The organism is Halorubrum vacuolatum (assembly GCF_900188065.1).
GTDB lineage: Archaea > Halobacteriota > Halobacteria > Halobacteriales > Haloferacaceae > Halorubrum > Halorubrum vacuolatum.
On the sequence record NZ_FZNQ01000001.1, the window covers coordinates 151,263 to 176,317 of the forward strand.

22 protein-coding genes are annotated in these 25,055 nt (G+C 64.6%); 11 read left to right on the forward strand and 11 right to left on the reverse strand.

Translation table 11 applies throughout. From position 1 onward, the window contains the following. Window positions 1-11 precede the first annotated feature (11 nt). Complete coding sequence (gene artA, locus CHB65_RS00755) at window positions 12-980, reverse strand: archaeosortase A (protein ID WP_089383135.1); 969 nt, start codon at window positions 978-980, stop codon at window positions 12-14. A gap of 158 nt (window positions 981-1,138) precedes the next feature. Between artA and CHB65_RS00760 the strand changes: the two genes are divergently transcribed. The 4 genes from CHB65_RS00760 to CHB65_RS00775 all read left to right on the forward strand — a co-directional run bounded on the left by CHB65_RS00760 (window position 1,139) and on the right by CHB65_RS00775 (window position 5,104). Continuing rightward, window positions 1,139-2,320 (forward strand): redox-regulated ATPase YchF, encoded by a 1,182-nt coding sequence (locus tag CHB65_RS00760; RefSeq protein ID WP_089383136.1) that lies wholly within the window; start codon window positions 1,139-1,141, stop codon window positions 2,318-2,320. Window positions 2,321-2,546: 226 nt separating this feature from the next. Continuing rightward, window positions 2,547-3,524 (forward strand): aliphatic sulfonate ABC transporter substrate-binding protein, encoded by a 978-nt coding sequence (locus CHB65_RS00765; protein ID WP_089383137.1) that lies wholly within the window; start codon window positions 2,547-2,549, stop codon window positions 3,522-3,524. Between the two features lies 1 nt (window position 3,525). Then, on the forward strand, window positions 3,526-4,320 hold the full coding sequence (locus CHB65_RS00770) for an ABC transporter permease (protein WP_089383138.1): 795 nt from the start codon (window positions 3,526-3,528) through the stop codon (window positions 4,318-4,320). Then, the gene (locus CHB65_RS00775) at window positions 4,304-5,104 is read left to right on the forward strand and encodes an ABC transporter ATP-binding protein (RefSeq protein WP_089383139.1); all 801 of its coding nucleotides are present in this window, start codon (window positions 4,304-4,306) and stop codon (window positions 5,102-5,104) included. The genes CHB65_RS00770 and CHB65_RS00775 overlap by 17 nt, the downstream gene beginning before the upstream one ends. Before the next feature lie 30 nt (window positions 5,105-5,134). On the opposite strand, the gene CHB65_RS00780 is transcribed toward CHB65_RS00775, so the two are convergent. From CHB65_RS00780 to CHB65_RS00790, 3 genes are all read right to left on the reverse strand, one after another. After that, the gene (locus CHB65_RS00780; protein ID WP_089383140.1) at window positions 5,135-6,367 is read right to left on the reverse strand and encodes a digeranylgeranylglycerophospholipid reductase; all 1,233 of its coding nucleotides are present in this window, start codon (window positions 6,365-6,367) and stop codon (window positions 5,135-5,137) included. A gap of 138 nt (window positions 6,368-6,505) precedes the next feature. Further along, window positions 6,506-7,369: a 2-oxoacid:ferredoxin oxidoreductase subunit beta gene (locus tag CHB65_RS00785; RefSeq protein WP_089383141.1), complete on the reverse strand. Its 864-nt coding sequence runs from the start codon at window positions 7,367-7,369 to the stop codon at window positions 6,506-6,508. Further along, the gene (locus tag CHB65_RS00790; RefSeq protein ID WP_089383142.1) at window positions 7,366-9,132 is read right to left on the reverse strand and encodes a 2-oxoacid:acceptor oxidoreductase subunit alpha; all 1,767 of its coding nucleotides are present in this window, start codon (window positions 9,130-9,132) and stop codon (window positions 7,366-7,368) included. Before CHB65_RS00790 ends, CHB65_RS00785 begins: the two co-directional genes overlap by 4 nt. A gap of 284 nt (window positions 9,133-9,416) precedes the next feature. On the opposite strand from CHB65_RS00790, the gene CHB65_RS00795 reads away from it, so the two are divergent. Beyond that, entirely contained in the window at window positions 9,417-10,061 is a 645-nt protein-coding gene (locus CHB65_RS00795; protein WP_089383143.1) for an FAD-dependent oxidoreductase, read from the forward strand. A gap of 24 nt (window positions 10,062-10,085) precedes the next feature. Here the strand turns inward: CHB65_RS00795 and CHB65_RS00800 are convergent, their stop codons facing one another. The 3 genes from CHB65_RS00800 to dph2 are packed head-to-tail and all read right to left on the reverse strand — an operon-like array spanning window position 10,086 to window position 12,558. Continuing rightward, on the reverse strand, window positions 10,086-11,189 hold the full coding sequence (locus CHB65_RS00800) for a pyridoxal phosphate-dependent aminotransferase (protein ID WP_089383144.1): 1,104 nt from the start codon (window positions 11,187-11,189) through the stop codon (window positions 10,086-10,088). Between the two features lie 54 nt (window positions 11,190-11,243). Continuing rightward, on the reverse strand, window positions 11,244-11,477 hold the full coding sequence (locus CHB65_RS00805) for a hypothetical protein (protein ID WP_089383145.1): 234 nt from the start codon (window positions 11,475-11,477) through the stop codon (window positions 11,244-11,246). A gap of 37 nt (window positions 11,478-11,514) precedes the next feature. Further along, entirely contained in the window at window positions 11,515-12,558 is a 1,044-nt protein-coding gene (gene dph2 / locus CHB65_RS00810; protein WP_089383146.1) for a diphthamide biosynthesis enzyme Dph2, read from the reverse strand. A gap of 146 nt (window positions 12,559-12,704) precedes the next feature. Here dph2 and CHB65_RS00815 point away from each other — a divergent pair, with 146 nt between their 5' ends. Continuing rightward, window positions 12,705-13,859, forward strand: coding sequence for an acyl-CoA dehydrogenase family protein (locus tag CHB65_RS00815; protein ID WP_089383147.1), 1,155 nt, complete (start codon window positions 12,705-12,707; stop codon window positions 13,857-13,859). A 107-nt stretch (window positions 13,860-13,966) separates the two neighbouring features. After that, window positions 13,967-14,428: a hypothetical protein gene (locus tag CHB65_RS00820; protein WP_089383148.1), complete on the forward strand. Its 462-nt coding sequence runs from the start codon at window positions 13,967-13,969 to the stop codon at window positions 14,426-14,428. Between the two features lie 39 nt (window positions 14,429-14,467). Here CHB65_RS00820 and CHB65_RS00825 read toward each other — a convergent pair whose 3' ends face one another. The 4 genes from CHB65_RS00825 to CHB65_RS17225 all read right to left on the reverse strand — a co-directional run bounded on the left by CHB65_RS00825 (window position 14,468) and on the right by CHB65_RS17225 (window position 18,667). Continuing rightward, complete coding sequence (locus CHB65_RS00825; protein ID WP_089383149.1) at window positions 14,468-15,553, reverse strand: DNA topoisomerase IV subunit A; 1,086 nt, start codon at window positions 15,551-15,553, stop codon at window positions 14,468-14,470. Next, the gene (locus CHB65_RS00830; RefSeq protein WP_089383150.1) at window positions 15,553-17,991 is read right to left on the reverse strand and encodes a DNA topoisomerase VI subunit B; all 2,439 of its coding nucleotides are present in this window, start codon (window positions 17,989-17,991) and stop codon (window positions 15,553-15,555) included. The genes CHB65_RS00825 and CHB65_RS00830 overlap by 1 nt, the downstream gene beginning before the upstream one ends. A gap of 196 nt (window positions 17,992-18,187) precedes the next feature. Then, on the reverse strand, window positions 18,188-18,382 hold the full coding sequence (locus CHB65_RS00835) for a cold-shock protein (RefSeq protein ID WP_089383151.1): 195 nt from the start codon (window positions 18,380-18,382) through the stop codon (window positions 18,188-18,190). 147 nt (window positions 18,383-18,529) lie between these two features. Beyond that, the gene (locus CHB65_RS17225) at window positions 18,530-18,667 is read right to left on the reverse strand and encodes a hypothetical protein (protein WP_179213546.1); all 138 of its coding nucleotides are present in this window, start codon (window positions 18,665-18,667) and stop codon (window positions 18,530-18,532) included. Between the two features lie 53 nt (window positions 18,668-18,720). On the opposite strand from CHB65_RS17225, the gene CHB65_RS00840 reads away from it, so the two are divergent. From CHB65_RS00840 to CHB65_RS00855, 4 genes are all read left to right on the forward strand, one after another. Beyond that, complete coding sequence (locus CHB65_RS00840; protein ID WP_089383152.1) at window positions 18,721-19,995, forward strand: RNA-guided endonuclease InsQ/TnpB family protein; 1,275 nt, start codon at window positions 18,721-18,723, stop codon at window positions 19,993-19,995. A 207-nt stretch (window positions 19,996-20,202) separates the two neighbouring features. Next, the gene (locus CHB65_RS00845; protein WP_089383153.1) at window positions 20,203-21,432 is read left to right on the forward strand and encodes a CaiB/BaiF CoA transferase family protein; all 1,230 of its coding nucleotides are present in this window, start codon (window positions 20,203-20,205) and stop codon (window positions 21,430-21,432) included. Between the two features lie 182 nt (window positions 21,433-21,614). Next, on the forward strand, window positions 21,615-24,332 hold the full coding sequence (locus CHB65_RS00850) for a heavy metal translocating P-type ATPase (protein ID WP_218818902.1): 2,718 nt from the start codon (window positions 21,615-21,617) through the stop codon (window positions 24,330-24,332). Between the two features lie 99 nt (window positions 24,333-24,431). Continuing rightward, window positions 24,432-25,049, forward strand: coding sequence for a DUF2062 domain-containing protein (locus CHB65_RS00855; RefSeq protein ID WP_089383154.1), 618 nt, complete (start codon window positions 24,432-24,434; stop codon window positions 25,047-25,049). The last annotated feature ends 6 nt before the right edge of the window (window positions 25,050-25,055 follow it).

Consider the following 25,055-nt stretch of genomic DNA (forward strand, 5'->3'; position numbering starts at 1 on the left):
CGGGGCGGACGTCACTTCTCGCGGTTGGTCGGCTCCAACGGGAGATCAAGCGCCTCCGTGAGGTCGTGTTCATCGCCCGTGAGGATATAGAGGACGTCCTCCAGGACGACGACGAGCTCGGGCAGCTCGCGGGCGACGAGGTAGGTGATCCCGATCAGGGCGACGACGGCGAGCAGCTGGCTGATGATCCGATCGGAGACGAGAAACGACACCCGGTAGGGATTGGTCGCGCCGAACATCGCCAACACGAGGTCGGGCTGCCAGTGCATGTACTGGTTGCCGGTGACGATGGAGATGAACGCCGTCCGGATGATATTGAGCACGTAGATCAGCGGAAGCGAGACCGCGAGCGCGCGGAGCTTTCGGTTAAACGGAGCGCGAACCGCCGCGATCAGCCCGCCGAAGATCGCCATACTGCCGAGGCCCGTACACGCCAACACGACGTTCACCCGATAGGTGTGCCCGTCCTCGAGGGTCCACTGATACGCCGCGTCGTAGCCCTCGTGACTCGTGACCCGCTCGGGGGCGTAGCCGAGCAGGTCGATCAGGATCCCCGTGTGGGTGGCGACGATCTCGATGAGCACCTGTCGCGGTTCGGGGAGCGCGAGTCCCGCGACGGTGAGCGCGGGGATCGTCTCGAAGGGGAGGTAGATGAACAACATCAGCGCGACAGCCCGCGTGAGGACGAACAGCGATGCCCGGCCCCGATACAGGAGGTAGCCCGCGTACGCACAGGCGGGCGCTCCAAGGAGCGCGAGGATCGACTCCACGTAGCTCTGATGTTCGAACGCGAAGAACGGAACCATCGAGAGCCAGAAGAGCCCGAACAGGCCCCAGGTGCCCGCCGCGAGGGTCCGGCCGGCCGGATAGCCGTAGTGATCGAGCACCCACGCGGCCGCAAAGAGGATCGCGACGATCCACGCGAACGTGAACGTGTCGGGGAGGGCGCTCAAGACGGCGACCACGCCGACACCGGTCATGACTGAACAATCCGTGACGACCGGATAAATCCCTTGTCGTTGTGCACGAGTCGCACCCGAGCGCCCGGGTCGGGGTCACCCGGGTGTGACAGAGACGTCCCCTGGTCGAGGTCACGGTCGACCGAAAGGCGCTTTTCGGAGGGGGACGACCCTCGCGCATGATCACGGTCGCGCTGGCGGGCAAGCCGAACGCCGGCAAGTCCACCTTTTATACCGCCGCGACGATGGCCGACGTCGACGTCGCGAACTACCCGTTCACGACCATCGACCCGAACCGCGGGGTGACGTACGTGCGGACCGAGTGTCCGTGCCTTTCCCGCGAGGAACGCTGTGGCAACGAGAACTGCCGGGCGGGCAAACGCTACGTCCCCGTCGAACTGCTCGACGTCGCCGGGCTCGTCCCGGGCGCTCACGAGGGCAAGGGGCTCGGCAACCAGTTCCTCGACGCGTTGACGGACGCCGACGTCATCGTCAACGTCGTCGACGCCGCGGGCGCGACGAACGCCGAAGGCGAGCCCGTCGAACCCGGCACCCACGACCCGCTCGAGGACGTCGATTTCATCGAGGAGGAGATGGATCTCTGGCTCACCGGCATCGTCGGGGACAACTGGGAGGGGGTCGAGCGGAAGTCCCGTTCGCCCGATTTCGACATCGAGGAGGCGCTCACCGACCTGCTCACCGGGGTGGGCGCGACGGAGGCGGACGTCACCGCCGTCCTTCGCGATCTGGAGTATCCGGCGGACCCGATCCAGTGGACCGACGACCACCGGGAGGCGCTCGCGCGGGCGATCCGCCGCCGGACGAAACCGTTCGTCGTGGTCGCCAACAAGGCGGACGTCGCCGCCGACGGGACCATCGATCGGATCCGCGAGGGGACCGACAAGCCGGTTATCCCGACCACAGCGGACGGCGAGTTGGGGCTTCGCCGGGCCGCGGAGGCCGGGCTCGTCGCCTACGATCCCGGCGATGACGAGTTCGAGATCATCGGCGACGTCTCCACGGGACAGCGGGAGGGGCTCGATGCGATCCGAGCGGTGATGGCGGAGATCGGCGGCACAGGGGTCCAAACCGCACTCAACGTGGCGGTCTACGACGTGCTCGACCGCGTGACGGTCTATCCGGTCCAGGACGGCTCGAAGTGGACGGACGGGACGGGGACGGTGTTGCCGGACGCCTTCCTCCTCCCGACTGGCGCGACGCCGCCGGATCTCGCGTACGCCGTCCACACCGACATCGGCGAGGGGTACCTCCACGCCGTCGACGCCCGCTCGAATCGACGGATCGGCGAGGATCACGAGCTGACCGAGGGCGACGTGATCCGGATCGTGAGCACGAACTAACAGCAACATAATCCGGTATCCGGCAGCGGGGCCGAACCCGTTCGACCAGACGACGGAGACGGAGCGGATGGTGAAAACCGGCGGTAACGGGCGTCTCACCGGTGAAGAGCTTCGTGGTGATGCGTGACATGGGAACCGAATAATTACTATAGAGCATCATAGACTGGATTGAATATTCCTCCTAGCCATATCTGTTTATGAGTGGGGACGGTACGTTGAGTCGATAATGAAGCGAAGACAATTCCTGCGTGGGGCCGGCGCAGGTGTGGCCGGCACCGCCCTCGCCGGCTGTGTTGGCGGCGATGGTGGAACCCGAACCGTGACCGTCGATTACGCCTACTACAACCCAGTGAGCCTCGTTCTGCGCGAGCACGGCTGGTTGGAGGAGGCGTTTGAAGGGAGCGATGCGGAGATCGAATGGGTACTCAGTCTCGGCAGCAACGAGGCAAACGAGTACTCCCAGACGGGCGACGCACAGGTCGCCTCGACGGCCGGCGTCGCCGCCCTCATGGCCCGCTCGAACGGCGTGCCGATCACGACCCCGTACATCTACTCCGAACCGGAGTGGACGGCGCTCGTCACCCTCGGAGGCAACGGGATCGGGTCGGTCACCGACCTCGAAGGGGCGTCCGTCGCCGCCACACGTGGCACCGACCCGTACTTCTTCCTGCTGCAAGCGCTCGATGAGGAGGGGTTGAGCGAGGACGACGTGGAGGTCGTCGATCTCCAGCACCCGGAGGGACAGGACGCGCTCGTCCGCGGCGACGTGGACGCGTGGGCGGGGCTCGACCCACATATGGCCGAGTTGGAACTGGAGGAGGACGGCACGGAGCTGTTCTACCGCGAGACCGCGTTCAACACCTTCGGCTTCCTCAACTTCCTCGATGAGTTCCTCGCGGAGCATCCCGAGGACGCCCAGCGGGTCATCGAGGCGTACGAACGTGGTCGCGAGTGGGCACTCGAGAACCCCGAGGAGACCGCGGGCATCCTCGCGGCCGAATCCGACATGTCCGAACCGGTCGCCGAGCGGGTGTTCACCGAACGCAACGACCTCACCGAGCCCATACCCGGCGACGACCACCGCGAGCTACTCGACGACCTCGCGCCGATCCTCGAACGTGAGGGACTCGTCAGTGACGATGCTGACCCCGAGGCGGCCGCCGCCGAACTGCTCGATAGCTCGTTCGCGACGGAGGTGATCTGAGGTGGCGACGACGGGAAGGACCTACACGATCGGCGGGACGGGCCTCCCGAACGTCGAGCGCTTCCGCTGGCTGCTCGGGCTCGTCGTCCCGGCCGCCCTCGTCGTTATTTGGCACCTCTCGGTGACGGTCGGGATCTTCGCCCCGCATCAGCTCCCGGAGCCGCTTCGGGTCGTCACCACCTTCTACGGGATGGCCGTAAGCGGCGAGCTGTGGGGACACATCGCGATCACGATCCAGCGCGTCTTCCTCGGCGTCATCATCGGCGTCGCGGTCGGGATCGTCTTCGGGACGCTGACGGGGTATTATCGCCTCGCGAGCGATCTGTTCGACCCGTTGTTCCAGTCGATGAAGAACATCCCCTCGCTGGCGTGGGTGCCGCTTTTCCTCCTCTGGTTCGGGATCGGCGAGAGCGCGAAGGTGCTGCTTATCGCCGTCGGGGCCTTCTTCCCCGTCTATCTCAACCTCTCGACCGGTATTGCCGGGGTCAGCGAGGACCTGCTGGAGGTGGCAGCCGTCTACGATCTCGGCCGGATCGAGGAGCTCCGCCGGGTGATCCTCCCCGCCGCGCTTCCAAGCCTGCTCGTGGGGATCCGCGGCGGGGTCGGTCTCGCATGGATGTTCGTGGTCGCCGCGGAGCTGATCGCCGCGAGCCAGGGGATCGGCTTCCTGCTCTCCGATGGACGCACCCTCTCGCGACCCGACATCATCATCGGCTCCATTCTGCTGTTTGCCTTCCTCGGCAACCTGTCGGATCTCGGCGTCAAGGAGGTGGAAAAGCGTGTCGTCACTCAATAAAAAACAAGGGGACACGAGCAGCGATCAGCGGCCGAACGCGAGCGACGAAGACGCACTCGTCGTACGCGACCTCACGAAGCGCTACGGCGAGACGGTCGCGCTCGACGGCGTCGATCTCACGGTTTCCGACGGCGAGTTCGTCTCGGTCGTGGGTCCCTCCGGCTGTGGAAAATCGACCCTGCTCCGCGTGCTCAGCGGGCTCGAGGAGCGCTTCGATGGGCGCGCCGCGGTCGATGGTGAAGACGTCCGTGACGGCGGCAGCGACGGCGTCGGCATGGTGTTTCAGGAGCCGCGGCTGCTTCCATGGGCCGACGTCAGCGAGAACGTCGCGGTCGGCCTCCCGGCCGACGTTGACGCCGATGATCCGAAGGCAGCCACACGGATCGACGATCTGATCGAAACGGTCGGACTGTCGGGCTTCGAGGACCATCGGCCCGGTGGCCTCTCCGGCGGGATGGCCCAACGTGTCTCGCTCGCCCGCGGGCTCGCCTATGATCCCGCGGTACTGCTGCTCGACGAACCGTTCTCGGCGCTCGATCAGTTGACGAAGTACGAACAACAGGACAACCTCCTCGACGTCTGGGAGGCCCGCGAGACGACGATCGTCCTCGTCACCCACGACATCGAGGAGGCCGCTTATCTCTCCGATCGCGTCGTCGTCCTCGGCGGCCAACCCGGACGGGTGGTCGAGACGATCGACGTCGACGTGGCCCGTCCACGCGAACAAACGGACGACGAGTTGGTGGCGGTTCGTGAGCGAATAACGGACGCGCTTGGGGTGTGAGCGTCCAGACGGAGAGGAGGGAAAACGCGTTCAGGCCAGCCGTTCCCGTGCGTACTTCGCTAACATCGGGAGGTCCTCGATGTGGAGCAGCTTCCGCATCGCGAGCTTATTCCCCCGATTCGCCTCCGCGAGGATGTCGTCGTCGGTCCGTCGAAGGTCGCGCATGAACCGGTCGTATCGCTCGTTCGGCGCGAGATACAACAATTCGGTCAGCATCAGCCGTTGTTTCATTCGGGGTGCGACCTGTTCGTGCCAGAGCTCCTCATAGAGCGCGAGGCTGGCGGCGTCCGTGGGGCGCTCGGAGTCGGTGAGACAGCGGTCGACCGTCATCGCCGCGGCCCGCCCGGATTTCATACACTTGTGGATCCCTTCCCCCCACAGCGGGTCGATCGTCGGGACGGTGTCGCCGATGGCGATGAAGGAATCGGTGTGCATCCGCCCCGGCATCTGGATATGTGCGGAGCCGCGGTGAACTTTCCCCTCGAGCCGCTCGGCATCCGCGAATCGCGGGTCGTTCTCCAACCACTCCTCCAGATAGCCGTCGACGGTCTTCCCCTTCTCGGCGAACTCCCGATGGCGGTCGTTCTGGATGTAACAGATCCCCACTTTGGCCGTGTCCTCGCCCGTCGAGAAGATCCACGAGTAGCCGCCGGGCGCGATGTTGTGATCCAACCGGAGCATCATCGCACGGCGCAGGTCCGCATAGCCCGGGTGGTTCATCTCGACGCCCTCCAGCTCGTACTCGATGCCGATCGCCTGGTTCTCCCGTTCGAGGTCGACGACGCCGAGCGCGCTCGCGATGGGCGCGGCCGGCCCCGTCGCGTCGATGATCACGTCGGCGTAGACCTCCTCGTCGCCGGCGTATTTTACGCCCTCGATGGTGCCGTCGTCGCCGAGGATCGGGCGGGAGACGCGTGAATCAAACCGATACTCCGCACCCTCGTCGCGGCCGTCCTTTACAAGATAGCGTTTGAAATCGGCGAACTCCAACACCGCCCCGGGCTGGTAGGTCTGGTAGTAGTCGTTCGGCGACTCCAACACCACGTCGTCGGTGAATTGCATTACGACGTCATCGGGGATCCCGAAGGCGGCCATCATCGACGGGAACGTGCCCGCGGTCGATTTGTTGCTCTGTCGTGGGAACTCGTCTTCGGGCTCCGTCTCGAGGACGACGACGTCGTAGTCGCGCGCGGCGAGATCGCGGGCACATTGGGCCCCTGCCGGGCCCGCACCAGCGATCACGACGTCGTAGCGGTCAACCATATCCAGTATCAATACGTCCGTGTAATTAGTGTTGCTGAAATCCCTCGAAAACTGGCCCGAAACCCACGTACTCGACGGATTTCTGACGGTGGATGGAGGTCGGAATTCGGCCGGTCGAAAACGCCGACGACCGACCGGTCAGTAGAACTCGCGGACCAAGTCCGTCGCCCCTTCCGGGGCGCCGTCGGGAATGACGGACATGTCCTCGGTCACGTCGTGTTGTTCGTGATACGGGACGCTGTTTTCGTCCTGATAGATGACACCCTGATACTCCTTATCGGAGTCGAGGATGACGTCCTTGGCGTCGTCGTAATCGTGTCGGTCGTGATCGGTGTCCGCTAAGTCGACGAGCGAGTCGCGGAAGTAGTCGTAGGTGTCGACGTCGTTGAACGTCACACAGGGTGAGTAGACGTTGACGAAGCCGAAGCCGTCGTGTTCGATCGCCTCCTGGATGATCTCCTGATGGCGCAGCGCGTCCGAGGAGAACGACTGGGCGATGAACGTCGCGCCCGCCGCGAGCGCGAGGGCGTGCGGGTTGACCGGCGGCTGTTTCGGTCCCTCGGGCGTCGTCGACGTCTCGAAGTCGTCACGCGAGGTCGGGGAGGCCTGCCCCTTCGTGAGCCCGTAGATCCGGTTGTCCATCACGACGTAGCTCATGTCGACGTTCCGCCGCACGGCGTGGACGAAGTGTCCCGCGCCGATGGAGTAGCCGTCGCCGTCGCCGCCGGAGACCATCACTTCGATGTCGGGACGCGCCATCTTCACGCCGGTGCCGACCGGGAGCGCCCGGCCGTGCACGCCGTGAAGCGCGTAGCTGTGCATGTACGTGCCGATCTTTCCGGAACAGCCGATCCCGGCGACGACGAAGGTGTTGTCGGGGTCGTTGCCCGTCTCCGCGAGCGCCTTCATCATGCCGTTCATCGTCCCGAAGTCGCCGCAGCCGGGACACCACGTTGGCTGTTTGTCGGATTTGAAGTCGGTGAATCGAACGTCTGAGCTCATGGGTGTGCCTCCATTCCCTCCGTGAGGGCCGCTTCGATCTCCCGTGCGAGTTCGTCGGCCTTGAATCGTACGCCGTCGTATTTGTTGATCCGGTCGACCCGCTCCAGCACGTCGTGTTCGATCAGGTTCGCGAACTGGCCCGTCGCGTTACACTCGACGACGATCGTGTTCTCGGCCGCCGCGACCGCGTCGGTGAGGTCGGGCCGCGGGAAGACGTACGGGACCGAGATGACCCGCACGTCGATCCCGTCCGCCGCGAGGAGCTCGAGCGCCTCGACGATCGCCCCTTCGTTCGATCCCCACGAGATGACGAGGTTCTCCGCGTCGGCGTCCCCGAACTCACGGGGGCTCCAGTCCTCGCGCTCGATGGCCGTCTCGACCTTGCGGTTTCGCTTGTCGACCTGTTTGATCCGCATCTCGGTGTCCTCCGTCCGACGGCCGCGCTCGTCGTGTTCGAGCCCGGTGGACATGTGTGCGCCGCCGGCCGTGCCGGGAAACGTCCGCGGAGAGATGCCGTCCTCGGTGAGCTCGTGCGGCATAAATCCGCCCGACTCCGTCCGGTGCTCGTCGATCGTTGATTCGTCGACGACGAAGCCGCGGTCGACCTCGACGGCGTCCATATCGAAGGTGTCGGGCGTGAACGTCTCCTCGGTGACCGCGAGCGAGAGGTCGGCGGTGAGATACACGGGCGTCTGGTACTTCTCGGCGAGGTTGAACGCCTCGACGGTCTTCCAGAAGCACTCCGAGACCGTCGTGGGCGCGATGACGAACCGATGGATCTCGCCATGACCGCCGAAAAGCATCTGGTTGAGGTCGCCCTGTTCCTGTTTCGTCGGCATCCCCGTCGATGGACCCGAACGCATCACGTTACAGATGACGAGCGGGGTCTCGCTCGTCGCGACGAGGCCGAACGTCTCCGTCATCAAGTCGATCCCCGGCCCGGACGATGCCGTCATCGCACGTGCGCCGCCGCGGGCGGCCCCCAACGCCATGTTGACCGCGGACAGTTCGTCCTCCGCCTGCACCACGTGGCCGCCGTAGCGCTCGATGCGACCCGTGAGATAGGTCATCACGTCCGTCGCGGGCGTGATCGGGTAGCCGGCATAAAAGCGGCAGCCGGCAGCGATAGCGCCCATGCCGATCGCCTCGTCGCCGTTGAGCAGGACGTAATCCTCGTCGGTCGTCTCCAGCGAGTAGTCGAACTCGAGATCACCGTACTCCTCGGCGACGTGGTCACGGCCCGCACGGGCGGCTTCCTGGTTGTTTTCGACGAGCTTTCGGCCCTTATCCCCGAATCGCTTTTCGAGCGCGGAGTCGAGGTTCTCGATCGGGAAGTCCGCGACCGCGCAGGCGGCCCCGAGCGCGACGACGTTCCGCATGATGGCGCCGCCGGCCTCCTCGGCGAGCCGTTTGAGTGGAACGTCGAGGCCGACCATCTCGCCGGGGATCTCGACGTTCCGCATCGTCGTCCGCTCGCCGTCGTAGATGATCACGGAGTCATCGTGGAGTTCATCGAGGTTCTCCTCGATGGTTCGGGGGGTCAACGCGATGAGGACATCGAGTCGGTCAACGACGCTCTGTACCTTGTCGACGGACGTGCGAACCTTGTACGCGGTGTATCCACCACGGATCCGGGACGCGAAATCCTTCGACGTGAAGACGTGTCGACCCGATCGGGAGAGCGCTTGGGCGAAGATCTTGCCCGTCGAGTCGATGCCGTCGCCGGCCTCCCCGCCGACGGCCCAGTTGAAGTCCGCAGCCATGCTATGCCGTCGGTTTTACCGGACCAAGCAAAAGGCTTCTGGAAGGGGTGGTGCCATCGTTTCTGAACATTCGACCACTGCTTCGCGAATATTGCACGATCTACATCCGTATCGATCTATAAAACACGGGTAGAGTGGGAGATCGTTTACCAATAACGCGATTACGATACGTAGTTGTCGACCGGGAATTCGACGATCGTCGGAACCACTCGGTGGCCGTCCACGACGGTGGCGAGTGACGCCGAGACGGGAACACGTTAATGTGTCACCCCATTACCCGAGGTATGGACGCGACAGTCACCGTGACCGACGTCGAGGACGTCGGCCCAGATACGTACGCGATTCGCTTCGGGACGCCGGACGGTTTCGCCGCCGAGCCCGGACAGTTCGTCAAACTCGGCACCGAGATCGACGGCGAGTCCGTCGCTCGATTCTACACGCTCTCCTCGCCGACCGTGGACGAGACCTTCGAGGTCACCGTCGGCATCGATCCGGATGACGGCGGGGCGTTTTCGGCCTTCCTGACGTCGATCGAACCGGGCGTGGAGCTGTCGCTCTCGGGGCCCTTCGGCGACCAGCACTACGACGGCGAGCGGCGCGTCGTGATCCTCGCCGGCGGCCCCGGGGTCGGTCCCGCCGTCGCAATCGCCGAGCGGGCCGTCACGGAGGGCGGCGAGGCGGCGATCGTCTACCGCGACGACGAACCGGCACATGGGGGTCGGTTGAAACGGCTCCGCGATGCGGGCGCGAGTATCTACCTCCTTGACGGTGACGTCGAGTTGGACGCGGCCACCGCGGACGTGGTGACCGGTGCGGGCGATGAGGGCCTGTTCGTCTACGGGTTCGCCGATTTCGTCGCCGACGCCGAGGCCGCGATCGAGGCCACCATCGGCGATGCGGACGACGCGAAAGTCGAGAACTTCGGATAGTCGCGCTGGCGTGTCCGTGGGCGATCAGCCGTCGAAATAGTCGACCAGCCGCCCGGCCGCCTCCTCCACGCGCGGGGTGACGAGCGCGAACCGGAACCAGTCCTTCCGGGCGGTGCCGAAGGTGTCCCCGGGCATCCCCGCCACGCCGGCCTCGTCGATGAGTCGCTTCACGTTCGCCATCGTCCCGGGAACGCCCTCGAAGCGGGCGAGCACGTAGAACGCCCCGTCCGGACGCGTGTACTCCGCGCCGGCGGCATCGAGCGCCGAGCCGAAGGCGTCGATCCGTTCGTCGAGTAACTCCCGGGCCCGCTCGTAGTACGCCTCGTCGGTCTCGCGAAGGGCGGTGTTGACGGCGTGTTGTGACGGGCGGGCGCTCGCGACGTTCACGAGCATGTGTCGGGTCTTCGCGCTCGCGACGTGTTCGGGCGGAAGGATCGCGTAGCCGACGCGGAAGCCCGTGATCGCCATCGACTTCGAGAAGCCGCTCGTGACGATCACGTTCGGGGAGTCGATGGTGAGTGCCGACTCGAAGCGACCGGAGAGGTCGAAGGCGTCGTACACCTCGTCGACGACGACGAGCGCGTCGACCGCCTCGGCGATCGCGACGACCTCGCGGATCGCCTCGATGTCGTAGACCGCGCCGGTCGGGTTGTTCGGGGTGTTTAAGACGATCAGCGCGGTCTCCTCGCTCGCCGCGGCGCGGATCGCCTCCACGTCGAGCCCACCGCCGCGGTGGGTCGGGACGAGCGTCGGCGTGCCGCCGAGGAGGTCGGTCTTGCCCGGATAGTACGGATAGACCGGATCCATGAGCAGCGCCTCCGAGCCCGCGTCGCGCTCGAACGCCCGCGCCATCGCGAGGTAGTTCGCCTCCCCGGTGCCGTTCGTGACCACCACCCGATCGACGCCGACGCCGCGGCGCTCGGCGATCGCCTCGCGGAGTTCGAGGAGGCCCTCGCTCGGTGGATACTGGAACTCCTCGGGTGGGAACCGGGCGTAGGCTTCGAGCGCCTCCCGGAGGGCGTCGGGCGGCTCCCAGTCGGGATTGCCGCTCACCATGTCGATGACGTCGCCGTCGGCCACGCTCGCGTACTGCATCACGTGGAAGAACTTCGGCTCGTCGTACTCCATGCGGACCGGTCGGTCGCCGGCACCCTTGCTCTTTCGGGACCGAACGCGGTCGGATCAAAAGGCGAACGTCACGACGGAGGGTATCATCGGGCTGCCGATCGACGCGATGGTGATGAACTCGATCTCCGGACGGTCCCAACGGGCAAGGTCGTCTCGAAGACGATCACCCTCGAAGACGGCACCGACGAACTCGCGGCGATGACCGACTTCGGGTCGACCGGCATTCCGCTCATCGATTCGTTCCGCGAGGCCATCCCTGCCGACACGCAGCCATTGAGGACCACTCAAACGGGGGTTCCCGTTTTCGGGTGGTTCCCCGACAGACTCACCACGTATCGTGGAACGTGTCGAACTCGATCGAATCGAGCGGCTTCTCGCCGATCGCGGCCTTATACTCCCCGGGCGTCAACATCGGCTTGTGGAACCGGGGGCCGTCGTCGGTGGTGATCCGCGGACAGCCCGTGTTGACGAAGGCGTCGACGTTGAAGTTGCGAAGCCGGTCCGGGGTCACCTCGTCCATCGTGATCAGGTAGGCGTTCTCGTTGTTGTCGATGATCTCCTGGGCCTGCTCCCAGCGGCCCTGCCCGATCTTCGTACAGAAGATGACGCCCCACGTGTCGGCGCTCATCGCCTTATGAACGGCCGCATAGCGCTGTTTGAGGAAGGTGTCGTGTTCGGCGATCTTCACGACGTTGTTGACGGGGTCGGCGATGACGACCCGCTTTTCGGGGTGCTCCATCGCCAACCCGACCGGATGGAACTTGCCGCCACCGACGTAGAGCACCTGATCGGCGGGGATGTCCGCGGAGGCGTAGTTGCAGCCGAGGACCTGTCCCTCTTTCGTGAGACGGTTGTCGCCGCGGCGGGTGTGGACCTCGTAGCCGCGCGCCTCCAGCCAGTCGGTCATCTCCTCGAAGCGGTTCATGTGCTGGGCGGTCGTGACGAGCCCGACGTCGGGGTCCTCCTCGGGCTCGGCGAGCTCCGCGAGCGACTCCTCCATGATCGGGAAGGGGTCGACGTTCGAAAAGAGCGGGACGTAGATGATGCTGTCCGACTCCTTCATCGGGGTGTGCCCGAAGTGGACGAAGACGTCAGTTCGTCGCATCAGGTAGGTGTCCAGGTCGCACGCGCCGTAACAGGGCTGCCCGGAGATCATGAAGGTGACGTCGTCTGGGGCGGCCGCTCGGAGGTCGTCGGCGACCTTCGGACCGCGGCGTTTCAGCCCCTCCGGGAACTGGAGCCCGACCTTCGTCGCGTCCCGCTCTTCTATCGCCTCGACGATCCGGTCGAGTTCGTAATCCCACTCTCGGTCGTGTTTCAGGGCCATCCCCGTTCGTGTGAGGTCGCCCTCGCTTGACCCGCGGCTCATGTTGTCTACGGGTTGCGTGCGGGGAGGGATAAGCGGCGCGTTAGGCACGGAACCTCGATACACCCCATCCCCGCCCGTTAATAAACTTACTTACGATTGATCGTTGTTTGGGAACGAATAACACGACTCCCCGAGGACAGCCACCCATGGAGTTCGAACTCACCGACGAACAACGACAGCTCAAAGAGGAGGTACGACGGTTCGCCGACGAGGAGATCCGCCCGATCGCGACCGAACACGACGTTGAGGAGTCGTATCCGTACGACGTGATGGATGCGGCCGCCGACATGGGCCTGCTCGCGCCACACGTCCCCGTCGAATACGGCGGCGTCGGCTACACGGCGCTCGAAAACGCGATCCTCACCGAGGAGCTGTTCGCGGCGGATCCCGGGATCGGCCTCTGCATCTCCAGTGCTGGCTTCGGCGCGGAGGCGATCATGGGGTTCGGGACCGACGAACAGAAGGAGGAGGTCCTTCCGGCGGTCACGGCGGGCGAGGCGATCATGGGCTCCGCGATCAGCGAGCCGGGGGCGGGCTCCGACGTCACCGCCATCGCGACCCGGGCGGAACGCGACGGCGACGAGTGGGTGATAAACGGCTCGAAGACGTGGATCACGAACGGGACGGTCGCCGACTATCTCGTCGTCGTCTGTGAGACCGATCCGGAGATCGAGGACCGGTACTCGGGCTACTCACAGATCCTCGTGGAGACCGACCGCGACGGGGTGACCCGCGAGAATATCACGGGCAAACTCGGGATCCGCGCGAGCGACACCGCCGAGATCGTCCTCGATGACGTTCGCGTCCCCGAGTCGAACCTGATCGGCCAGCGCGGGATGGGCTTTCTCCAGCTCATGCAGTTCTTCGATGAGACCCGGACGGCCGTCGCCGCTCAGGGCGTCGGTATCGCCCGCGGCGCGGCCGAGCGGGCGCTGGAATACGCTCAGGAACGCGAGCAGTTCGGTCGCCCGATCTCGGAGTTTCAGGCGGTCACGCACAAGCTCGCGGAGATGCACACGAACACCGAGGCGGCCCGCTGGCTCACCTACCGCTCGGCGTGGGCGGTCGACAACGAGGGCGACGAGCTGACCGCGCTCGCGTCGATGGCCAAGGAGTTCGCCTCCCGCGTCGCCGTCGAGGTCGCCGACGAGGCGGTCCAGATCCACGGCGGGGCCGGCTACGTCAACGACTTCGACGTCGAGCGGCTCTACCGTGACGCGAAGATCACCCAGATCTACGAGGGGACGACGGAGATTCAAAAGAACATCATCGCGCGCGAACTGCTCGGGAAAGGGTTTTAAGAGCAAATTCAAGGTGTCCTCGGCGTCGTTGCAGCCGGTCGCCGGCTCCACCCCTGATCCCGACCTCACGCCGCCGTGTTTTTGCCCGTCGCCGTCGACTCCCGAGTATGAGCCTCGATGTCGACGTTCCCGAACCGCCCACGCTCGCCTCGGTCGACCCCAACGAGTACGAGGATGCGGAGGTGATCGGCGATACCGACTACCGCCGCGACGAGCTGGAGGCGTTCTTACGGGAGGGCGCGTGGGAGGAGGCGTTCGAGGAGTGGGCGGCGACGAGCGACATGGATCCCGAGGACTGGGCGATCGTCGTCGACCTCGATCTCATCTCGCGGTTCGACTTCTTCTGGGACGATTTCGCGGACCGGGTCGGCTACCACGCACCTGGACTGCCCGAGGACTGGAAGGAACGCGACCTCCATCCCGACCTCGACTCGTGGGGAACGGTCTCCGCGATCAATGCAGGACTGACCGAACTCGGGCAGGTCGTCTGTGAGGTCCTCAAAGAGGAGTACATCGACTGGGAGGCGAGCTACGAGGCCCCCGACGACCTGCCCGACTTCGACGACTGAACGCACGGGACGTGAGTGTCCCGCTCACCCTTTTATCGCTTATAACACGCCCATCTCCCCGAGTCGCTCGGGAAGATACGTGTCGGTGACGAAATCCAGTCCGCGAGCGGCGAGCGACTGCTGTTCGGACTTCTTACCGATCTCCAGTTGCAGCTCGATCTGCTCCTCCCAGTAGTCGGTCTGGAAGCGCGGATCGTCCAACTCGGACTCCAACGCGTTGATGTCGGAGTCCGAAAGCGGGTCGGCGGGGAGGTCGTACTCGACGATATCGGCCGGCTGGATCCCGATGAACTGCGCCTGTGGCGTCGCGAGGTACTCCGAGAGGTGTGCGGATTTGATCGAGCCGTACGCGACGGAGCCATAGATCCGATAGGACCACGGGTCGCCGTCGGCGAAGACGACGATCGGCACGCCCAGTTCGTCGTGGATCCGCTTCGTGATCCGCCGGGTCGCCCGCGCGGGCTGGCCTTTTAAATGGGTCACGAGACAGTTGTATGCCTCATCGAAGCCGTTCTCGATGAGCCGGTCGCGCATCCCGCCGGTCTCGACGGCGAGCGCGAAGTCGATGTCGTGATCGAGAAACTCGATCATGTCCGGGTTGTTCGGGATCTGATAGCCGCCCTCGCCGACGTCCTCCTGACAGTGGATCTCCCGTTCACCCCGGCGGGTCTGTTCGCGCAACAGAAGCGGGCCCATGAGCGTCGCGCCCGATTCCTCGGGGCGCATGTGGAAGTCCTCGCGCGTCACCCCCGTCACGACCTCGAGGTCCTCGACGAGGTCGTTCGACTCGTCCTGATCGCCGAACTGTGCCTCGGTGTTGTCCCACGACTCCGAGAGATAGTAGAGCTCACGCAGCGTCGAGGAGCGGTCCTCCGCCAACTGATCCGCGAGGAACTCGATCGTGTAGGCGGCTTTTAAGAGCTTTCGCGCACCCCGCACGGAGTTCGCGCTCCGCGTCGAGGTGCGGTCGCCGTACTTCCAGACGCCGCTTTCGGGGTCGTACTCGATGTTGCTTTTCGTCCGCGTCGGCAGCCGCAGCTCCGGAACCTGCCCGGCCGCGAACTGGTCGTAGAACTGCGCCGCCAGATCGATGAGCTCCTCGCGTGCCTGCGTCTCGTCCGTCATTATGCGTTCACCGTGAGTTTCTCCGTCTCGACGCCGCTCACGCTGACGTCGAACTCGGCGTCCTCGGACACCGTGTAGGTCAATTCGGCGTCACCGCCGGCCGACACCTCGGGTTTCCACTGCAGGAACCACTCGCCGTCCATCTCCACCACGCTCCCGGCGGACGGATCGACCGGCTCGACGGAGACGATGTCCGTGATCTCGACCCGCTCCGTCGTGCTCGAATGGTTCTCGACGTGCAGCGTCACCGTCTCCCCGTTCACCTCCCGTTCGATGCTGACGTTGTTCATGATGCGCGCCAACGCGCCGTCGATGTTCGGGCGCGACCGACCCGTCACCTCCGAAACCTTGTCAGCCATCTCCGGAAGGATGCGCCCCAGGACGTCCTGTTTCTCGCGACGCTGCTGCATCGAGCGTCGCCGTTTTAAATACGACTTCAGCTCGCGGGCGGCCTCCCGCACCGCCAACTCGATCTCGTCTTCGATCGCCGGGACGTTCGCGAGCGCGTCCTTCGACTCGCTGGTGAACGGGACGTTCGTCGACGCAACGTGTACGGAGATCACCGCGGGGCCGTTCGGCAGCCCCGATCCGCCCGGCTGGTCCAAGTTGTAGTTCCGCCAGCCGATCGATTTGAGCACGTCCGTGATCGCACATGCCCCACGCTGGTAGACGAGCGGGACGCGGTTCGCGAAGCGCAACACCTCGACGGAGCCCTCCGCGGGGATCGCACCGCCATAGGCGATCCCGGCCTCGACGATGAACGGGTCGCCGCCGTGGACTTTTGCATCCCGTGTCGCGGCCGCATAGAAGTCCGCCTCGTACTCCTTCCGGAGGCCCGCCTCGACCAACTCCGCGGTGATCGGCGCGAGACAGTCCGTCGGTGGCGCGAGGATATCCGTCACTCGCATCGCATCCAACAGATCCGCCGAGGCGTCGCGATCGGCTGCGACCACGTTCACTTTTGGCGGATCGTCGGGCACCGTCCGCGCCCGCGACCAGAACGCCTCGACGACGTTCCCGCGGGCGGTCTCGCCGAAGGTGACGTCGTGTTGTTCGGTGACGAACGCCGCCGCGTCGGCGACGAGTCGCTCGAGGTCATCATGGGTCACCCGAAACGCGTCGCCATCGAGGCCCACGAGCCGGCGGGCGACGGCGTCCGCCATCGCCTGGACCGTCTCGTCGTCCTTTCGTGTCGAGGTCGCCTCGTCGATGAGCGCGTACACCTGCGGGACGAGCGGTGTGCCGTCTTCGCTAGCCTCCGCGTCTTCGGCATCACCAGCTACGCCCGTTATTGCGCCCCACGCCGCCTCGACCGCGTTCTCGCGGACCGTCGAGCCGAAGGTCCGACCGGTGTCGTCCTCGACGGTTTCGGCGGCGTTGTTCACGATGGTCGCGACCTCCGAACGTGTGACGCGGGCGTTGCCGGCGACCGTCTCCGCGACGCTTGCGGCGAACGCGGCGGTCGCTTCGGCCCCCTTGTTCGCGACGGCCGCCTCCACCGCGGCCTCGACGTCACGATCGACGTGTGCGGCGGGCGGCTCCCAGGAAAGCTCGCGGCCGTAGTGGACGTCACGGAAGTTGTCGATGATAGAGTCAGCCGTCTTCTTACCGACGCGCGTGAACTCCTCCTGGAGGAACCCCGACACCGAGTACGACTCCGTCGCCTCCAGCATCTTGATGAGCGCGCCGAGTTCGACGCCGTGCGGGTGCGGCCGGATCTCCGAGGTCTCCGCCGGCAGCTCGTCGGTGGCCCGCTCGAACTTCAGCGGCTCCGAGAGGCCGGGCTCGCGCAACTCGATCCGGGCATGCGGGTTGACGACGGCGGTGTGTTTGATGTAGTCATGGAGCTGTGCCCGGGCCCGCATGTTCGCCTCCATCTCCAACTCGATCCGGGTCCCGTGTGGCCGGTCCCAGGCGGTCTCTTTCTCCGCTTTGATCTCCGGTTCGTTCGTATCCGTATCGATGATCAACTCGAAATACTGCGCGCGGGACTGCCCCTTCGGTCGCGAGGTGATCTTCGCCGGTTGCCCGGAGGTGAGCTGTGAGTACAGGACGGCCGCTGAGATTCCGATTCCCTGTTGCCCTCTCGATTGCTCCCGTGCGTGGAACCGCGAACCGTACAGCAGTTTCCCGAACACTTTCGGAAGCTGTGCTTTCGTGATGCCCGGCCCGTTATCCTCGATCACGAGTCGGTAGTAGTCGCCGGCCTCCTCGATCTCGACGTAGATGTCGGGAAGGATCGCGGCCTCCTCGGTCGCGTCGAGCGCGTTGTCGACCGCCTCCTTGACGGCGGTGACGAGCCCGCGGGCGCCCGAGTCGAACCCGAGCATGTGTTTGTTCTTCTCGAAGAATTCGGCGATGGAGATCTCGCGCTGGCCCGCAGCCAACTCCTCCGCGATCCCCTCCTCGTCGCCGATCGTCGACTGGAAGGACGTCATTCGGTGCCCGTACGTTTCACCGTGGGGGTCAAAAGGTCACCGGGGGCGCGGTGAAAGTGAATTGAGCGGTGTGAGACGTCACAACGCCCTCGGAACAGGGCCGTCGCTCGACGGGTGAATAACGAAAAGCCGTGTTTCGTGACGCCTCCGACGTGTCGCCGACGCGTCCGATCGGGTGGTCCGCTGCAGCCGCGCCTTACAACCGGGTGAGGTTCTTCGCGCGTGGACCTTTTTCGGCCTCCTCGATCTCGAACTCGACTTCCTGACCTTCCTCTAGGTCGGGGCCGCCGACGTCCTCCATGTGGAAGAAGACGTCCTCGTCCGCGTCGTCGGTCTCGATAAAGCCGTAGCCGCCAGTGTCGTTGAAGAATTCGACCTTGCCTGTCGCCATCGCAACCGTACCGACACACGACGAGGAAATAAGTGTTGGGTGTCCGGCTTGCGCTTGCTTCTCTGGACTACCGAGATCAAGGAGAGAGTCCCGCCCTTTAGCGCGGGCGTGAATCCGACACTCCACGTCACAAACTACGGTCGACGGTTACTCCGGGGTATCCTCTCTGACTTTCTTCTCTCCTTCGAGGAGTAAGCCCTTCCACGTCAATCCACGGTGCTTCTTCAGTTTTTTCAGTCGTTCGTACTGTTCATCATCGTCAAATTCGATCCGAATTGCGACCATATAATATCACACAAACAGCATATTTATGTGTGTTACGGTACAATACGTAGTTGATGAAGCGGGCCAACACGTTCGACGTGATTCCGCAGTCCTCAGAGGACGAGGAGTTGCTTCGACGCCTGTTGGACGCTTCTGCCGCTCTCTGGAACGAAATCAACTACGAGCGCCGCGAACACTACGAAGACCCAGACCAAGACGTATGGGAGATCAGCGAGTATCGCGGTCGCTATGGCGGAACACTCGGTGCATCCACGGTTCAGCAAATCGAACGCAAGAACCGGGAAGCGTGGAGGTCGTTCTTTAGCCTCAAAAAGAAGGGAGAAGCCAACGGCAAACCCGGATTCTGGGGGAACGCAGAGGAAGGGCGAGAACTCCGCACGTACATCCGCAACACGTCGTACTCTGTTAAGTGGGGCAAATACTCACGCCTCGAAATTCTCGTTGGTCAAGACCTGAAAGACGAGTACGGGTTGGGACACCGCGAACGGCTCCGGCTCGAAGTCTGGGGCGAACCTAACTGGAAAGAGTACGACAAGCAGGGACGGTTAGAGTTGTGCTGGGACGAGCAAGCACGATCATTCAGGGCCTTTCAGCCAGTCACAATCGACACTTCTCGGCTGGCACACCCACTGGCTTCGGAAGAAGCCGCTCTGGACCTCGGTGCAAACAATCTCGTCGCTTGCACAACCATAACCGGCCAGCAATACCTGTACGAAGGACGCGATATGTTCGAGCGATTCCGCGAAACGACGCGGGAGATCGCCCGGTTGCAGTCGCTCTTGGAGGACGGTCGGTACAGCAGCCACCGGATACGTTCACTATACCGACGCCGGACGCGCCGACGCGACCACGCCCAAGACGCGCTCGCCCGCGACCTCATCGAACGGTTGCACAGCGAGGGCATTTCTACGGTGTACGTGGGGGCGTTAACGGACGTACTCGACACGCACTGGTCGGTCGAATCGAACGCCAAAACGCACAACTTCTGGGCGTTCCGGCAGTTCATCGATCGACTCGCGTGTACCGCCGAGGAGTACGGAATCTCGGTAGAGGTTCGGTCGGAAGCGTGGACAAGCCAAGAGTGCCCGCAGTGTGGGTCCACGGAGCGAACAACGCGCCACCGCGACACGCTGACGTGTCCGTGTGGTTTCGAGGGACACGCGGATCTTACGGCATCCGAAACGTTCCTGAGACGGCAGACAGACGTAGCACGGTCGATGGCACGGCCTGTGCGCCTCAAGTGGAACGACCACGAGTGGTCAGAGTCACCACGCTCTTGTTCCAACGAGGAGCGCACGAACCCGCAAGTTGCCTCCGTGGGCCGGTAAGCGATACCCCCAGCGCGAGGAAACCCTGGCGTTTACGCCGGGGAGGATGTCATCTCAGGCGTCCCTGTGCTTGAAGCGAGTATCTATTTGCACATCGAAAATCGCAGACAGCAGGCCAGCAGCACTGATAGTTGACCGACGTGTCTTCCGGCAATCGACCCATACTATATCAATCCATGTGACGACAGGAACACAACGGGTAACCGAATGAACGAATCCGATCCAAACCGGAACACGGACAAGATCCTCGACGGTGTAACGGTGCTTGACCTCTCGACGTTCGTGACTGGTGGCTTCTGCTCGGCGATGTTGGCGAACCAGGGAGCGGACGTCGTGAAGATCGAACAGCCCGGCTACGGGGATGCGGTCCGTCACTCCGGACCGCCGTTCATGAATGGAGAGTCGCCATACTACTGGACGCTCAACTACGGAAAAAAGAGCCTCGAGCTGGATCTAAAAAACCCCGACGCACGGGAGGCGCTCTATGAGCTCGTCGAGGAAACCGACGTCTTCATCCAGAACTTCCGTCCCGGGACGGCCGATCGTCTCGACGTCGATCACGAGACGCTCTCGGCGTACAACGATGACCTGATCTATCTCGCCATTTCCGCGTTCGGTCAGACGGGACCATGGGCGAAGCGCTCCGGCTACGACCTGCTCATCCAGGGAATGAGTGGCATCATGAGCGTTACCGGCGAGGAAGGCAGACAGCCGGTGAAGGTCGGATTGCCGATGACGGACCTGATAACGGCCATGTGGGCGGCGTTCGGTGTTCTGACCGCGTTGTACCGGCGTGAACGGACGGGTGAGGGGGAGTATATCGACCTCGGCATGCTGGAGGCGACGTTACCGTGGCTCACGAAACAGGCCGGCATGGTGTTCGCCGACGAGGAAACGAAACGGATGGGGACGAAAGATCCAGTACTGGCGCCGTATCAGACCTTCGAGACGAAAGACGGCCACATCAACATCTGTATCCTGAACGAGAAGCTTTGGGGTGAGTTATGCACGGCGATCGACCGCGAAGACCTGACGACTGACCCCCGATTCGAGAGAAACGCCGATCGAGTGGAGCATCTCGACGAACTGGAAGCGGAGATCGAATCGACGCTCACCCAACGGTCGACCGAAACGTGGATCTCGGTGATCGCGGAGGACGCGGGCGTTCCGGCCGGACCGGTATATACGGTTGCCGAGGCGCTTTCCAATCCGCAGATCGATGCACGCGGCGCGATATCGGAGATCGACCATCCGGAACTCGGCTCGATCCCCGTCATCGAACATCCGCTGCGGTTCAAAAACGCCGATAGCGGCTTCGAGCTGGCTCCGCCGTTGCTCGGTGAACATAACCGGGACGTCTTTCGTGAACACGGCTACACCGAATCGGCGATCGACGAACTGGAGCGACGGGGCGTCTTCGGCGACGACGATGACTGAGACAAAACGTTTGCAGTCGTAAGCGAGCGCTCTCGTCTTCGACGATGGGATCGGTTTCCGGTCTGTTTTGAATCCGAACCCAGCGTGAATCTTCATTCGCTTTCAAAAGCTGAACCGCCAATTCAACCCACCCGATCACAAGCACAACCGCAATGAATGGGGGTCGCGTATATTTATGCAACATGCGTACACGCCGGGCACACCTCGAGATCGGCGGGATGTCCTGTTCGACCTGTTCGGGGACCGTTGCGGAGGCGGTCGAGGACCTCGCAGGGGTCGAGGAGGCGTCCATCTCGTTCGCGACCGACGAGGGAACGATCACCTACGACCACGAGCGCGTCGACCTCGCGACGATCTACGAAGCCATCGAGGAGGCGGGCTTCGAACCCGTCTCGGAGACGGCAACTGTCGGCATCATCGGGATGAGCTGTTCGAGCTGTGCGGCGTCGGTCTCGGACGCCGTCGGCGACGTTCCCGGCGTGATCCGCGTCTCGGTCAACGCCGCGACCGACGAGGCTCGCGTCGCGTACAACCCGGTCGACGCCTCACGTGTCGAGATCGACGCCGCGATCCGGGAGGCGGGCTTCGAACCGGCGTCCGCGGGCGGCTCAGGGGACGAGTCCGTGGATGGAGACGGGAGAACAAATGAGGGCGATACCGACGGCGACGCTGTCAGCCGATCGGACGCTGGCACGAACGTCAGGGAGACCGCGGTCGAGCGTGAACTCGCCCGTCAGCGACGGTTGGTGATCGGCGGCGGGATCCTCACCATCCCGTTCTGGTACATGATGGGCGCGATGTTCGGCCTCTATTCGATGCCCCATCAGGTCTTCGGCGTCGACTTCGGCTGGATCGAGTTCGTCTTCGCCAGCATCCTGATGGGAACGCTCGGCAAGGAGTTCATCGCCGGGGCATGGCGTGCGTGGTCGAAGACGCGGACGGCCAACATGGACACGCTCGTCGCGATCGGCACCTCCGCCGGCTACCTGTTCAGCACGGCCGTGCTCGTCGGTCCGCTGCTCGGCGTGCCGCTGGTCGGCGACCTCTACTTCGAGGCCGTCGCGTTCATCCTCTGGTTCATCACGGTCGGCAACTGGCTCGAAGTGCGCTCGAAGGCGCGTGCCAGCGACGCGCTCCGGAAGCTGCTCCGGATGAGCCCCGATCAGGCGACGCTCGTGGACGAGGACGGCACGGAACGCACCGTTCCCGTCGAGAACGTCGTGGTCGGCGACCGGCTCAAGGTCCGTCCCGGCGAAAAGATCCCGACCGACGGGATCGTTATCGAGGGCGACTCCGCGGTCGACGAGTCGATGCTGACCGGCGAATCGGTCCCGGTCGAAAAGGGCGTCGGCGACGAGGTCGTCGGCTCGACGGTGAACGAGAACGGCGTGTTGCTCGTCGAGGCGACCCGGGTCGGCGCGGACACCGCGATCCAACAGATCGTCGATCGCGTGAAGGAGGCACAGTCGCGACAACCGGATATCCAGCGACTCGTCGACAAGGTGTCGGGGATCTTCGTCCCGGTCGTCATCGCGAACGCGGCGTTCTGGGCGCTCATCTGGGCGCTGTTTCCCGAACAGCTCGCGGCGTTCGTCGCGTGGCTCCCGCTGTGGACGCCCGTCGGCGGCGGCCCCGTCGCCGGCGGCGTGAGCCTCCTCGAGTTCTCGATGGTCGTCTTCGCCTCGGCGGTGCTCATCGCCTGTCCCTGTGCGCTCGGGCTGGCGACGCCGGCGGCGACGATGGTCGGCTCGACCATCGCCGCGACCAACGGGGTCTTATTTAAAGGCGCGGACATCCTCGAACGCGTCCGCGACGTCGACGTCGTCGTCTTCGACAAGACGGGGACGCTCACCCACGGGGAGATGCGGCTGACGGACGTGGTCCCGTTCGAAGACGGCGAGCCGGTCGAATCGGAGTTCGCGGGATCGGCCGCCCCGGACGGGGGGACCGCAGTAGCCGGTGGGACGGTGGATTCGACCGACGAGGCGGACCCGGCTGCCCGGCTCCTCCGGGCGGCGGCGACCGCCGAATCCGGCAGCGAGCATCCACTCGGTCGCGCGATCGTCGAGGGCGCGCGCGACCGGGGGCTCACGGTCGAGGACGCGAGCGACTTCGAGAACGTCCCCGGACACGGCGTTCAAGCGAGCACGCCGCTGGGGGAGGTGCTCGTCGGCAACCGAAAGCTGCTCCGTGATCACGGCGTCGACCCCGCTCCGGCGGAGGCGACGATGGAGCGACTGGAGTCGAACGGCCGCACCGCCATGCTCGTCGCCTGCGACGGCGACCTCCTCGGGGTGGTCGCGACCGCGGACACGGTCCGTGAGAGCGCCCGTGAGACGGTCGCGGCCCTTCGGGAGCGGGGCCTCGCCGTCTCGATGCTGACCGGCGACAACGAGCGGACCGCGCGGGCGGTCGCCGAGGAGGTGGGGATCGACCCCGAGAACGTCCGGGCCGGCGTGCTCCCGGGCGACAAGGCGGACGCCATCGAGGCGATCCAGGCGGACGGCGGCCGCGCGGTGATGGTCGGCGACGGCGTCAACGACGCCCCGGCGCTCACCACCGCCCACGTCGGGATCGCCATCGGATCGGGGACGGACGTCGCCATCGAGTCGGCCGACGTCACGCTGATGCGCGATGACCCGCGCGACGTGTTGAAGGCGCTACGCATCTCGGAGGCGACCATCTCGAAGGTCCGACAGAACCTCTTCTGGGCGTTCGCGTACAACACGACGCTCATCCCCACCGCCTCGCTCGGCCTCTTGAACCCCGCGCTCGCCGGGTTCGCGATGGCCGGATCGTCGGTCTCGGTGATGTCGAACAGCCTCGCGTTCAGCCGCTGGGACCCGAAGACTGATTACCACCTCCTCATCACTCGCCCGTTCTACCGACTGTTCGGCTGACCGCCGGTTGCGTTTATCGGTGCGTTGGTTGCGTTTATATACTCCCGTCCGCCGTTCCCGCCGACAGGTACTTTCCCCGGGACGGGCTATCACGGATAGATGATCGTCGAACGGGCGGAGGCGTGGTCGACCCGGGTCAAGGAGGAACTCCAACGCTCCTTCGCCGAGGAGTACAGCTCCCGGGAGACCGCGGGCAGCTTCTCGCTTGGGGTCTTTATTACGATGCTCCCCACGCTCGGGACGGGGCTCATCGTCTTCGTGATCCTCGCGTGGCTCTTCGATCGGGTCAACAAGGTGGCGCTTTTCGCCTCCGTCGTCGTCTTCAATCCCGTCGTGAAATGGGGGGTGTATGCCGCGAGCTTCACCCTCGGCGTGGCGATCCTCGGCCCGGTGCCGGGCGCGACGCCCACGGACATCTCGCTGTCTGCGGGCCCGGAGATCGTGATCCGGCTGCTCGTCGGCAACCTGATCCTCGCGGTCGTCGCCGCCGTCCCGAGCTACTTCGTCTGTATGCGGCTTGTCGAGGCGTATAAAGGACGGCGCGTCGACCTCGTGGAGGTCATCGAGGACGTCGTCGACCCGGACGAGGACACGCTTGACGCGCTCGGCGTGGGCGACGCCGCCGCTGACGGTTCCGGGGACGGCACCGACACCGGCAGTTCCGGGAACTGTACCGACACCGGCGAGGATGCGACCGCCGCGGACGGCGGGCGGTGATCCGAG

What these genes read in the sequence shown, in the direction of transcription:
- artA (WP_089383135.1), bottom strand. Translation starts at nt 980, where the DNA reads ATGACCGGTGTCGGCGTGGTCGCCGTCTTGAGCGCCCTCCCCGACACG.
- CHB65_RS00760 (WP_089383136.1), top strand. Translation starts at nt 1,139, where the DNA reads ATGATCACGGTCGCGCTGGCGGGCAAGCCGAACGCCGGCAAGTCCACC.
- CHB65_RS00765 (WP_089383137.1), top strand. Translation starts at nt 2,547, where the DNA reads ATGAAGCGAAGACAATTCCTGCGTGGGGCCGGCGCAGGTGTGGCCGGC.
- CHB65_RS00780 (WP_089383140.1), bottom strand. Translation starts at nt 6,367, where the DNA reads ATGGTTGACCGCTACGACGTCGTGATCGCTGGTGCGGGCCCGGCAGGG.
- CHB65_RS00785 (WP_089383141.1), bottom strand. Translation starts at nt 7,369, where the DNA reads ATGAGCTCAGACGTTCGATTCACCGACTTCAAATCCGACAAACAGCCA.
- CHB65_RS00790 (WP_089383142.1), bottom strand. Translation starts at nt 9,132, where the DNA reads ATGGCTGCGGACTTCAACTGGGCCGTCGGCGGGGAGGCCGGCGACGGC.
- CHB65_RS00795 (WP_089383143.1), top strand. Translation starts at nt 9,417, where the DNA reads ATGGACGCGACAGTCACCGTGACCGACGTCGAGGACGTCGGCCCAGAT.
- CHB65_RS00800 (WP_089383144.1), bottom strand. Translation starts at nt 11,189, where the DNA reads ATGGAGTACGACGAGCCGAAGTTCTTCCACGTGATGCAGTACGCGAGC.
- dph2 (WP_089383146.1), bottom strand. Translation starts at nt 12,558, where the DNA reads ATGAGCCGCGGGTCAAGCGAGGGCGACCTCACACGAACGGGGATGGCC.
- CHB65_RS00815 (WP_089383147.1), top strand. Translation starts at nt 12,705, where the DNA reads ATGGAGTTCGAACTCACCGACGAACAACGACAGCTCAAAGAGGAGGTA.
- CHB65_RS00820 (WP_089383148.1), top strand. Translation starts at nt 13,967, where the DNA reads ATGAGCCTCGATGTCGACGTTCCCGAACCGCCCACGCTCGCCTCGGTC.
- CHB65_RS00825 (WP_089383149.1), bottom strand. Translation starts at nt 15,553, where the DNA reads ATGACGGACGAGACGCAGGCACGCGAGGAGCTCATCGATCTGGCGGCG.
- CHB65_RS00830 (WP_089383150.1), bottom strand. Translation starts at nt 17,991, where the DNA reads ATGACGTCCTTCCAGTCGACGATCGGCGACGAGGAGGGGATCGCGGAG.
- CHB65_RS00835 (WP_089383151.1), bottom strand. Translation starts at nt 18,382, where the DNA reads ATGGCGACAGGCAAGGTCGAATTCTTCAACGACACTGGCGGCTACGGC.
- CHB65_RS17225 (WP_179213546.1), bottom strand. Translation starts at nt 18,667, where the DNA reads ATGGTCGCAATTCGGATCGAATTTGACGATGATGAACAGTACGAACGA.
- CHB65_RS00840 (WP_089383152.1), top strand. Translation starts at nt 18,721, where the DNA reads ATGAAGCGGGCCAACACGTTCGACGTGATTCCGCAGTCCTCAGAGGAC.
- CHB65_RS00845 (WP_089383153.1), top strand. Translation starts at nt 20,203, where the DNA reads ATGAACGAATCCGATCCAAACCGGAACACGGACAAGATCCTCGACGGT.
- CHB65_RS00850 (WP_218818902.1), top strand. Translation starts at nt 21,615, where the DNA reads ATGCGTACACGCCGGGCACACCTCGAGATCGGCGGGATGTCCTGTTCG.
- CHB65_RS00855 (WP_089383154.1), top strand. Translation starts at nt 24,432, where the DNA reads ATGATCGTCGAACGGGCGGAGGCGTGGTCGACCCGGGTCAAGGAGGAA.